General features: G+C 71.9%; 13 protein-coding genes. 7 read left to right on the forward strand and 6 right to left on the reverse strand.

The window, feature by feature from the left end; translation table 11 throughout:
- Positions 1-367: LysE family transporter (locus P1P75_RS36030; RefSeq protein WP_319263429.1), on the forward strand; the 367-nt coding region annotated here is incomplete at its 5' end.
- Here the strand turns inward: P1P75_RS36030 and P1P75_RS36035 are convergent.
- Complete coding sequence (locus P1P75_RS36035; RefSeq protein WP_319263430.1) at positions 291-860, reverse strand: nitroreductase family deazaflavin-dependent oxidoreductase; 570 nt, start codon at positions 858-860, stop codon at positions 291-293. The genes P1P75_RS36030 and P1P75_RS36035 overlap by 77 nt on opposite strands.
- Positions 857-2,038, reverse strand: coding sequence for an acyl-CoA dehydrogenase family protein (locus P1P75_RS36040; protein ID WP_319263431.1), 1,182 nt, complete (start codon positions 2,036-2,038; stop codon positions 857-859). The genes P1P75_RS36035 and P1P75_RS36040 overlap by 4 nt, the downstream gene beginning before the upstream one ends.
- 113 nt (positions 2,039-2,151) lie before the next feature.
- Between P1P75_RS36040 and P1P75_RS36045 the strand changes: the two genes are divergently transcribed.
- Genes P1P75_RS36045 through P1P75_RS36055 form a run of 3 tightly spaced genes read left to right on the forward strand, consistent with a single transcriptional unit; the run spans position 2,152 to position 4,289 of the window.
- Positions 2,152-3,324, forward strand: a complete 1,173-nt coding sequence (locus tag P1P75_RS36045; RefSeq protein WP_319263433.1) for an acetyl-CoA acetyltransferase — start codon at positions 2,152-2,154, stop codon at positions 3,322-3,324.
- A gap of 9 nt (positions 3,325-3,333) precedes the next feature.
- Entirely contained in the window at positions 3,334-3,609 is a 276-nt protein-coding gene (locus P1P75_RS36050; RefSeq protein ID WP_319263435.1) for a hypothetical protein, read from the forward strand.
- A gap of 14 nt (positions 3,610-3,623) precedes the next feature.
- Positions 3,624-4,289 (forward strand): pyridoxal 5'-phosphate synthase, encoded by a 666-nt coding sequence (locus tag P1P75_RS36055; protein WP_319263436.1) that lies wholly within the window; start codon positions 3,624-3,626, stop codon positions 4,287-4,289.
- A gap of 37 nt (positions 4,290-4,326) precedes the next feature.
- On the opposite strand, the gene P1P75_RS36060 is transcribed toward P1P75_RS36055, so the two are convergent.
- Positions 4,327-4,614: a hypothetical protein gene (locus tag P1P75_RS36060; RefSeq protein WP_319263438.1), complete on the reverse strand. Its 288-nt coding sequence runs from the start codon at positions 4,612-4,614 to the stop codon at positions 4,327-4,329.
- A gap of 41 nt (positions 4,615-4,655) precedes the next feature.
- The gene (locus tag P1P75_RS36065) at positions 4,656-5,045 is read right to left on the reverse strand and encodes an SHOCT domain-containing protein (protein WP_319263439.1); all 390 of its coding nucleotides are present in this window, start codon (positions 5,043-5,045) and stop codon (positions 4,656-4,658) included.
- A 152-nt stretch (positions 5,046-5,197) separates the two neighbouring features.
- Here P1P75_RS36065 and P1P75_RS36070 point away from each other — a divergent pair, with 152 nt between their 5' ends.
- The gene (locus tag P1P75_RS36070; protein ID WP_319263441.1) at positions 5,198-6,544 is read left to right on the forward strand and encodes a chloride channel protein; all 1,347 of its coding nucleotides are present in this window, start codon (positions 5,198-5,200) and stop codon (positions 6,542-6,544) included.
- Positions 6,545-6,744: 200 nt separating this feature from the next.
- On the opposite strand, the gene P1P75_RS36075 is transcribed toward P1P75_RS36070, so the two are convergent.
- The gene (locus P1P75_RS36075; RefSeq protein WP_319263443.1) at positions 6,745-7,257 is read right to left on the reverse strand and encodes an ATP-binding protein; all 513 of its coding nucleotides are present in this window, start codon (positions 7,255-7,257) and stop codon (positions 6,745-6,747) included.
- A gap of 269 nt (positions 7,258-7,526) precedes the next feature.
- Here P1P75_RS36075 and P1P75_RS36080 point away from each other — a divergent pair, with 269 nt between their 5' ends.
- On the forward strand, positions 7,527-8,378 hold the full coding sequence (locus P1P75_RS36080) for a helix-turn-helix transcriptional regulator (RefSeq protein WP_319263445.1): 852 nt from the start codon (positions 7,527-7,529) through the stop codon (positions 8,376-8,378).
- A 9-nt stretch (positions 8,379-8,387) separates the two neighbouring features.
- Positions 8,388-8,582, forward strand: coding sequence for a hypothetical protein (locus tag P1P75_RS36085; RefSeq protein WP_319263447.1), 195 nt, complete (start codon positions 8,388-8,390; stop codon positions 8,580-8,582).
- A 27-nt stretch (positions 8,583-8,609) separates the two neighbouring features.
- Here P1P75_RS36085 and P1P75_RS36090 read toward each other — a convergent pair whose 3' ends face one another.
- On the reverse strand, positions 8,610-9,215 hold the full coding sequence (locus P1P75_RS36090) for a GNAT family protein (protein ID WP_319263448.1): 606 nt from the start codon (positions 9,213-9,215) through the stop codon (positions 8,610-8,612).
- Between the last annotated feature and the right edge of the window lie 395 nt (positions 9,216-9,610).

Consider the following 9,610-nt stretch of genomic DNA (forward strand, 5'->3'; position numbering starts at 1 on the left):
GAGCGGTTGTCCCCGGCCGGGGTTGCGCGAGGCGGGGGAGGCGGTGGAGCGGGACCGGTGGCGGGTCTTCCTGCGGGGCGCCACGATCAGCGGCCTGAACCCCAAGGGTCTGCTGCTCTACCTCTCCGTCCTGCCCCAGTTCCTTGTCACCCGCGACGCGCGTCTGCCGGTCCCGGCGCAGACCGCTGGCCTCGGCCTGCTGCACATGGCGTGCTGCGCCGCCGTCTACGCGACGGTGGGCGTCCTGGCCCGCAGGCTGCTGGGCGCCCGCCCGGCGGCGGCCCGCGCGGTCACCCGGACGTCGGGGGCGGCGATGCTGGGGATCGGGGCGTTTCTGCTGGTCCAGCGGCTGGCTCTCGGCGGCTGAGCCGGAAGAGGCGGATCTCCCGCTCCACCCGCGCCTGATACGTCGCGTACGGCGGCCAGAACGCCAGCGCCGCCTTCCAGACGGCCGCCCGCTCCTGCCCCGTGAGCAGCCGGGCCGTCACCGGGATGTCCGTGCCCTTCCAGCTGACCTCGGCGTCCGGGCGGGCGAGCAGGTTGGCGGTCCACGCGGGATGGCCCGAGCGCCCGAAGTTCGAGCCGATCAGGATCCAGCCGCCGTCCTCCTCGGGCATGCAGGCCAGCGGCGTACGCCGGGGCTGCCCGCTGCGCGCCCCGGTTGCGGTGAGCACGAGCCCCGGCAGCAACTGGGCGCTGAGCAGTACTCTTCCCCGGGTGAGGCGGTGGACGGCCCGGTCCAGGGCGGGGATGAGGTGCGGGGCGACCTTGGCGAAGGCCGGGGTGGAGGAGACCTTCTGGACGAGGCGGACGCCGGGGTGGGAGGACGGTTTCGGCCGGCTGCTGCGGAAGCGGGTCACACCGTCACCTCCTTGAGGGTGAAGAGACGGGCCCGCTCGGCCGCGTGGGCGCGCAGCCGGTGCGCGGGCCCGAACAGCAGCTCGTCGCCGGCGGCGCGCTTGAAGTACAGGTGGGCCTCGTGTTCCCAGGTGAAACCGATGCCGCCGTGGAGCTGGATCGCCTCTCCGGCGGCCGTGCGCAGGGCCTCCAGCGCCTGGGCGAGGGCGAGCCCGCCGACGCGTTCGTCCCGGCGGGTCGCCCAGGCGGCGTAGTAGGCGGCGGAGCGGGCCGCCTGGAGCTGGACGTAGACGTCGGCGAGCCGGTGCTGCACGGCCTGGAAGGAGCCGATCACCCGCCCGAACTGCTCGCGCTGCCCGACGTACTCCACGGTGCGCTCCAGCGCGCGGTCGGCGGCGCCGACGGCTTCGCAGGCGAGGACGGCGGCGGCCCGGTCGCCGAGCAGTGCGAGGACCTCGGGGACGCCCCCCTCGTCACCGCTGCCCAGCAACTCGGCTTCGACATCGCGTAGTTGCACGTGCCCCTGCGGCCGGGTGGCGTCCAGCGCGGTCTGCCGTACGCGGACGAGGCCGGCGCTGCCTCGCGGTACGAGGAAGAGGAGGGTGCGGGAGCGGACGTACCCGCCGGTGTGGGCGGCGACGAGCAGCAGGCCGGCGCTGTGCCCGTCGAGGACCTGGGTGGCCTCGCCGTACAGCCGCCAGGTGCCCGCGACACGTCGGGCCTGGACGCCTCCGGCCCGGCCGCCACCGGCCCAGTCGCCGTCGTTCACGCAGGTCAGCGCGAGGGCGGTGGCGAGGGCGGGGACGGCGAGGGTGGCGGTGAGGGTGCCGGCGGCGATCCGCGGAAGGAGGGCGGTGCGCTGGGCGTCGGTGCCGAGGGCCAGGATCAGGGGCGCGGCGAGGACGGAGGTGGCGAGGAGCGGGGAGGGGGCGAGGGTCCGTCCGGTCTCCTCGCAGGCGAGGGCGAGGTCGGCGACGGGGCAGCCGACACCGCCGTACGCCTCCGGGAGGGCGAGGCCCGGCAGGCCGAGGTGGCCGGCGAGGGCGGCCCACAGGGCGGGGTCGTGTCCGGCGGGGGTGTCGAGGGCGGCGCGCAGTTCGTGCGGGCCGGAGCGCTTGTGGAGCAGTTCCCGCAGCGTGCGGCGGATCTCGTCCTGTTCGGCGGTGAAGCTGGGGTCCATGGACGGAACTCCCCTCGATATCTGACGGCGCGTCATATTAGGTGCGTGCGGCCGGGATTCCCAGACATCCGACACCTGCCGTGCACCTCCCTTTCTGATGTACCGTCAGATTCATGACGGTGGGGAAGCGGAAGGTGGCCGTGGTCGGGGTGGCACTGTCCGACTGCGGACGGGTGGACGACGCCACGCCGTACGCGCTGCACGCCCAGGCGGCCCGCCGCGCCCTCGCGGACGCGGGTCTCGACCGCTCGCGGATCGACGGCTTCGCCTCGGCCGGACTCGGCACGCTCGCACCGGTCGAGGTGGCCGACTACCTCGGCCTGCGCCCCACCTGGGTCGACTCGACCTCGGTCGGCGGCTCGACCTGGGAGGTGATGGCGGCGCACGCGGCGGACGCGATCGGCGCGGGTCACGCCGACGCGGTGCTGCTGGCGTACGGCTCGACGGCCCGCGCGGACGTGCGGGCAGGCCGGCGCACCGGCACCTACGCGTTCGGCGGGCGCGGCCCGCTCCAGTTCGAGGTGCCCTACGGCCACACCCTGATCGCCAAGTACGCGATGGCGGCCCGCCGTCACATGATCGAACACGGCACGACCATCGAGCAGTTGGCGGAGGTCGCGGTCCAGGCGCGGGCCAACGCCGCCCTGAACCCGGAGGCGATGTTCCGCACGCCGCTGACGGTCGACGAGGTCCTGTCCGGACCGGTGATCGCGGACCCCTTCACGAAACTGCACTGCTGCGTCCGCTCCGACGGCGGCGCGGCGGTCCTGCTGGCGGCCGAGGAGTACGTCCGCGACTGCCGTACCGACCCGGTGTGGATCCTGGGCACCGGCGAGCACGTGTCCCACGCGAGCATGACCGAGTGGGACGACTTCACCGTCACCCCGGCGGCGGTCAGCGGCAGGCTCGCCTTCGCACGCGCGGGAGTGACCCCGGCCGAGATGGACTTCGCGCAGATCTACGACGCGTTCACCTACATGACCCTGGTGACGCTGGAGGACCTCGGCTTCTGCGCCAAGGGCGAGGGCGGGGCGTACGTCGAGAAGGGCCGCCTCCGCGTCGAGGGCGGCGACCTCCCCGTCAACACGGACGGCGGCGGCCTCTCCGCCCAGCACCCCGGTATGCGCGGCCTGTTCCTCCTGGTGGAGGCGGTACGGCAACTGCGCGGCGAGGCGGGCACCCGCCAGGTACGACGCCGCGACGGAGACCTGCCCCGGCTGGGCGTGGCCTCGGGGACGGGCGGGTGGTTCTGCTCGTCGGGGACGGTGGTGCTGGGCAGGTCCTAGGGTCACGGCATGACGTGGAGCGAGGCCGAGTACGTCGAGTGTCTTGTGAGTGAGCGACGTCGGTATGCGTGGGTCCTGCGGCGGTACGGCGGTCTCGGTCCCGCCGATTCCCGGGCGGCGGCGCTGGCGAGCTACCCGTACGAGCCGGCCGGGAAGCCGTACCGGGGGCTGGTCTTCCACGACGAGGCGTGGCACTGGGCGATGCCGGCGATCCACGGGGACCGGTACGTGGTGGAGCGGCCCGAGCTGGAGGACCCTCCGGCCGCGTACCGGGCGCTGCCCTGACCGATACTCGGACCATGGGAACGGATCTTCACGAGCTGCTGAGGTCGCTGCGGGTGTGGGACCCGGAGGTGACCGAGCTGCCGCCCTTCGACCCGGCGGCGGCCCCCGCCGAGCCGCTGGCACTGTTCACGTCCTGGTTCGCGGAGGTGGTCGCGGCGGGCGAACGCGAGCCGCACACCATGACCCTGTCGACGGCGGACGAGGACGGCCTCCCGGACGCGCGGATCGTCATGCTCCACGGCGCCGACGAGCACGGCTGGTCCTTCGCGACCCACGCGACCAGCCGCAAGGGCCGCCAGCTCGACGCCCGCCCCTTCGCGGCCCTCACCTTCTACTGGCCCGCACTGGGCCGCCAGGTCCGTCTCCGCGGCCCGGTGTCGATCGCCCCCGCGACCGAAGCACGCGCCGACCTGCACGCCCGGTCGACGGGAGCGCTGGCGGCCGCCCTCACCGGCCACCAGAGCGAGAGCCTGCCCTCACTGGAGACCCTGGCGACGGCGTCGTCCGCCGCCTGGGAAGAGGCCGGCTCGAACCCCGCCGCCGAGTCGCCGACCTGGACGCTGTACCGACTCCGCCCGGACGAGGTGGAGTTCTTCCAGGGGGACGCCCGGCGCCGGCACGTACGGGTGGCCTACCGGCGGGGGGAGGGGGGCTGGTCGCGAGGGCTGCTCTGGCCCTGAGACACGGAGACGCGGAGGTACGGGACGGGAGCGGGGATCACTTCCTGAGATCCTTCCGGCCGTCCGGTCGTCGTGAGTGGCGCTTCGACCGGCGGCGCAGGCTCAAGGCGCAGGCGAGCATGCCGAGGGCCCAGGCGATCAGAAGGGCACCCCACATCGGCATGGTCACGAGGGGAACGAGCAGGCGGATCTCGACGCTCTTGCGGTTCTCGAAGATGAAGACCAGGGCGATCGCGCTGATCAGTACGAACGGTACGAGGCGACGGACGCCGGGACGGGAAAGGAACGGCGTGTGTGCCTTGTGGTCTGCGCCGGTCTGAGCCATGGGGTTTCACTCCGTCACGGGAATTCCTGCGCCGGCAGCACCTAGGCCAGCAGCTTGGTCTTGGCCTTCTCGAATTCCTCCTGGGAGAGGTCGCCCTTGTCCCGGAGGGTGGAAAGCTTGTGCAACTCGTCCACCGAACCGCTCCCGGTGCCCGCCGTCTTCTGGATGTACTGACGGACGGCCCGCTCCTGCTCCCTGGCCTGCTGCACATCCCTTTCCGCCATGCTCCTGCCGCGGACGCCGAGATACACGAGGACTCCGAGGTAAGGCAGGACGAGCGTGAAGACGAGCCATCCAGCCTTGGCCCAGCCGCTGAGCGTGTGGTCACGGAAGATGTCCGTGATGACCTTGAACAGCAGGAAGAACCACATGACCCACAGGAACAGCCACAGCATCGTCCAGAAAAGGTTGAGGAGCGGGTAGTCGTCCACGGTTCCCTCCGATCAAGGATGCGCTACCTCATTCATACAGCCGCACCGGTGAACCGGCATGTGCAACGAGCGTTGGCGCACCTCCCCTATCCGCGAGAAAGTCGGCACAGGGAAACGGCGGGGAGCGGAGAGAGATAAAGGGGAGAATCCCGATGACGGAACCGAGCGCCCGGTCCGGTCCTTCCGCCGAGGGAAAGCAGCCCGGACAGCAGCCCGAAGAGGCGGACCGTCTGCAGGACATACTGCGGGCTCCCGGCTATCTCACAGCACTCGTCTTCTGCGCCCTGATCGGCATTCCGGTGTCGCTCGCCGCGTTCTGGTTCCTCGTCGGCCTGCACGAGCTGGAACACCTCATGTGGACGGACGTCCCGCACGGCTTGGGGTGGGACGACCCCCCGTGGTGGTGGCCCCTGCCCCTCTTCCTCATCGCCGGCCTGGTCGTCGGCCTGGTCGCCGCGCACCTGCCCGGCCGGGGCGGCAACATCCCGGCCGCAGGCCTGCACACGGGAGACGCCTCGCCGACGGCCCTCCCGGGCGTGGTCCTCACGGCCGTGGCGAGCCTGCCGTTCGGCGCCGTCCTCGGCCCGGAGGCCCCGCTGATCGCCCTGGGCGGTGGCCTGGCCCTGTTGTTCCGCAACCTCGCGCGAGCACCCGCGACCGTACAGAGCAACGCGCTGCTGGGTGCGGCCGGCGCCGCGGCGGCCATCGCGGCGATCTTCGGCAGTCCGCTCGTCGCCGCGGTGCTCCTCATCGAGGTCGCGGGCGTGGGCGGACCCCGCCTGTTCGCCGTCATGCTGCCCGCCCTGCTGTCCAGCGGCGTGGGAGCCCTGGTCTTCACCGGCTTCGGCCGCTGGACCGGCCTGGAGACGGGCTCCCTCCGCCTCCGACTGCCGCAGGCGCCCCCGCGTCTGGACGTCGGAGACGTGCTGTGGACCCTGCTCCTGGCGGCGGCCGTCGCCGTCGTGATGCACCTGGTGCTGACCGAGGGACAACGGGTGGCGGCGTTCACCGAGCGGAGCGTGCGCGTACGGACCGTCGCCTGCGCGCTGACCGCCGGGGCCTGCGCGGCCCTGTACGCGCTGATCACCGACCGCTCACCGGTCGAGGTGGCCTCGTCCGGACAGGCCACGCTGGGCGAACTGGCCGCCGACCCGCACGCCTGGGGTGTCGGCGCCCTGCTGGCCGTCCTGGCGTTCAAGGGCGTCGCCTACGCCCTGTGCCTCGGCAGCCTGCGCGGCGGTCCCGTCTTCCCCGCCCTCTTCCTGGGCGCCGCCACCGGCGTACTCCTCGCCCCGCTGCCGGGCCTCGGCGTCGTACCCGGCATGGCGGCCGGCATGGCGGCGGCCACGGCGGCCACCCTGCGGCTCCCCGTGAGCAGCGTGGTGCTCGTCGCCCTGCTGCTGGGCAGCGCGGACACGGTGCCCCTGGTGATCCTGGCGGCAGTGGTCGCCTTCGTCACCACCGAGCTGCTGCCGGTGGGGTTCGGGCGCAGGGTCTAGCGGTTGACGTGACCAGCCCGTCGCGGGTGACCATCCTCCAGCGCGCCGACGCTTCCTCACCCCTGGAAGTACCGCTTGCGACGTGTCGGAGCGGGGGCGGGATGGGGTGGGGTGGCCGATGCGGTGGCGAGGTAGGGTTCGGTCACTCCGCAAACGGAGGAACTCCCACGACACACACGGCAGCCCGTTCGCGACCGCCGTCACTCATACGTGCGGTCGCCGGAGAGATACCCGCTCGCCCCCGCGTGCGGCACCACCGCCCACATGCGGGTGCCCACGCCCGACTCGCGGTCGCCGCCGATGCCCCACTCGCCGCGGCAGGCCCGGACCACCCGGTCCAGTACGCGGAGGGAGACCCGGCGGTACAGGTCGCAGGCCGCGCCGAGGTGGACGTTGGCATGCCGGGCGTGGCCGTCGTAGACCGTGACGCGCAGGGCGCTGTCCCGGTAGCGCAGCGACACGTACACCTCCGTGGTGGAGAACCGGCAGGCACAGGCGGTCAGTTCGCCGACCACCTGTACGACCGCGTCGGTCGCCTCGGCGAGGCCGTGCGCGGGGAGCACCGTACGTGTGACGGCTCGGGCGACGCCGGGACTTCGCGGCGCGGCGGGGAGCGTGAGGCTGTAGGCGAGGTCCTCCGGGGCCGCCCGGAGGAAAGGGCCGGTGGCGGGGGCGGTGGTCGGCGACTGGCAGGACACCGTGTCCAGGTTCATGGCAACTCCCTTGCGTGAAGGCGAGGTTGAAAACCCGGTGGCCTGTCTCCCTGACACGGGCCCACCCCTCCCAGGGGAGGAGAACGCGGGCGGACACGTGTGATGCGCTTCCGGGGGTTCTGTGACGGCTCTGTAGTCGAGCCATGACTGACTGTAGAGATCGACTGGTAACAGTGTCCAGCCAGTTGGGGGTAATTACCTCCAACGTGGATGGACTTGAGTGAGGTTCCCTGGACAGACTTGGGGCGTCCACAGCGCGAAGGGGCAGCATGACCACGAGAAGCACGCCGACCGAGCGACAGAAGCGCCTGGGTGCGGAGTTGCGAAAGATGCGGGTAGCAGCGGGGGCCACCACGGAGTACGCCGCCGGACTCCTCGGCATCAACCGCACGCGGCTTTCCAACATGGAGTCGGGCATCCGCTCCTTCTCCGCCGAGCGGATCCACACGCTCGCGTGCAACTACGTCTGCTCGGACGAGGCGTACGTCGGCGCGCTCGTCGACATGGCCGACAGTAGAGAACGCGGCTGGTGGGAGCAGTACCGTGGCACCCTGCCCGCAGGGCTCCTGGACATCGCGGAGTTGGAGTGGCATGCCGCGCGAGTGCGGACCGCACAGGTCATGCACGTGCCCGGCCTGCTACAGACGGAGGACTACGCCCGAGCCGTGTTTTCGGCCGGGCTTCCCCCGATGAGCCGACTCGAAGTGGAACTACGCGTCGCCAACCGCATGGCCCGAAGACAAGTTTTCGAGCGACCGGGCCCTCTGCCCTACAGCGCCTACGTCCACGAAGCCGCACTGCGCATGCCGTACGGAGGCACCAAGGTCACGCTCGCACAACTGCACCACCTTGCGGACCAGTCCGAGCGGGACACCATCGAGGTACGTGTGATTCCCATGAGCATCAGTGGCTTTCCCGGAGCCGGGCATGCACTGTTGTACGCGGACGGCCCCGTACCTCAACTCGACACGGTGCAACTTGATTCGGCGCACGGACCAGAGTTCCTCGGCTCGGAGGCCCAGCTCACGAAGTACCGTGCGCACCTGAACTGGATGGAGGACGCCGCACTGTCACCGACGGCGTCACGCGACCTCGTCCTCGACATCGCCCGAGACCTCTGAGGAATGGCCATGACCAGCGACATCACCTGGGAAGATCCCTACTGCGCCGAAGGCAACAACTGCTTCCGCATAGGCACCGACACCACCGGCAACGCCTACATCGCCATCGCCGGACAAGAGGACACCCCCCTCACCGACACCCGCGAAGCCCTCCGCACCCTCATCCTGGAGATCAAGGCAGGAAGAGCCGACCACCTGCTGTAGGGCACGTGGATCGCGGAGCCCACGAGGTCAGCCCCGCCAGGCCGGGTCGGGGTCCGTCGCGAGGCGGGCGTGGCAGTGGACGTCCCGCCAGGCGTCCCGGCGACCGGCCTCCCACATCGCGCCGCGCAGGGTGCCCTCGTAACGGAACCCGCAACGCTCGGCGATCCGGCAGGACGCCTCGTGGCCGATGCCGTGGCCCAACTCCAGCCGGTGGAGCCCGACGTGGGCGAAGAACCAGACCGTGGCCAGCCGCAGGGACCGGGCGGCCACGCCTTGGCCGCGCGCCTCGGGCAGCACCCAGTAGCCGACGTTGGCGGAGCTCTGCACGCGGTCGACGACGTTCAGGCCGACCTGCCCGAGGACCGTCCCGTCCTCCGCGTCCGTGACGCAGAAGGTCACCCCGGTCCCGGCCTCCATGGCCGCCACCTTGCCGCGCAGCGACTCCCGAGCTGCGGCGGAGTCCGTGATGTCCCGCAGCGGGGTGTTCCAGCGCAGGAACTCGGGATCGAGGTGCCCGCGCAGCCACGCGTCGACATCGTCGGCGGAGTCGGGGTCCCAGGCCCGCAACCGGAGGCCGTAGCCGTCGAGCAGGGGGGCGGGCGGACCGGCGAACGGCTCCAGGAGTTCGGACATCCCGCCATTGAACACCGCCCCCTTCCGCACACGCGTCCGCTCAATCCCCGCACGGACACTCTTGGCGATCCCCCACGGGGCACCCCGACTGGCAGATACAGGCCGTCGATCCACCGGTTCCACGGCGTGCCGCCGGCCCGGATCTGCCAATTGCCCGGGCTGGGCGGGATCGGCGGCAGCGTGCCAGCCGTCTCGGGGGGCGCCGCACCGCCGCCCGCCACAGGTATCGGGGGTTACGCAGCGCCGCCGCCCGCCTTGGACAGCCGACGCCGATCGGGATCGCCCTCGTCCCCGCCCCGGGCGAACCGGAACACCGGCACTCCCTCCCGGAACGCCACCTCCAGCTCCGCCCCCGCCCGCGGATGGCGACGGAACTGGTGGGGGAGGGTGAGCCG

Origin of the sequence: Streptomyces sp. ID05-39B, from assembly GCF_033794725.1 — a bacterium.
Taxonomy (GTDB): domain Bacteria; phylum Actinomycetota; class Actinomycetes; order Streptomycetales; family Streptomycetaceae; genus Streptomyces; species Streptomyces bobili.

Bases quoted from the DNA above. Each gene is read 5' to 3' on its own strand.
- P1P75_RS36045 (WP_319263433.1), top strand. From the start codon at position 2,152: ATGACGGTGGGGAAGCGGAAGGTGGCCGTGGTCGGGGTGGCACTGTCC.
- P1P75_RS36050 (WP_319263435.1), top strand. From the start codon at position 3,334: ATGACGTGGAGCGAGGCCGAGTACGTCGAGTGTCTTGTGAGTGAGCGA.
- P1P75_RS36090 (WP_319263448.1), bottom strand. From the start codon at position 9,215: ATGTCCGAACTCCTGGAGCCGTTCGCCGGTCCGCCCGCCCCCCTGCTC.
- P1P75_RS36085 (WP_319263447.1), top strand. From the start codon at position 8,388: ATGACCAGCGACATCACCTGGGAAGATCCCTACTGCGCCGAAGGCAAC.
- P1P75_RS36055 (WP_319263436.1), top strand. From the start codon at position 3,624: ATGGGAACGGATCTTCACGAGCTGCTGAGGTCGCTGCGGGTGTGGGAC.
- P1P75_RS36040 (WP_319263431.1), bottom strand. From the start codon at position 2,038: ATGGACCCCAGCTTCACCGCCGAACAGGACGAGATCCGCCGCACGCTG.
- P1P75_RS36075 (WP_319263443.1), bottom strand. From the start codon at position 7,257: ATGAACCTGGACACGGTGTCCTGCCAGTCGCCGACCACCGCCCCCGCC.
- P1P75_RS36070 (WP_319263441.1), top strand. From the start codon at position 5,198: ATGACGGAACCGAGCGCCCGGTCCGGTCCTTCCGCCGAGGGAAAGCAG.
- P1P75_RS36080 (WP_319263445.1), top strand. From the start codon at position 7,527: ATGACCACGAGAAGCACGCCGACCGAGCGACAGAAGCGCCTGGGTGCG.
- P1P75_RS36060 (WP_319263438.1), bottom strand. From the start codon at position 4,614: ATGGCTCAGACCGGCGCAGACCACAAGGCACACACGCCGTTCCTTTCC.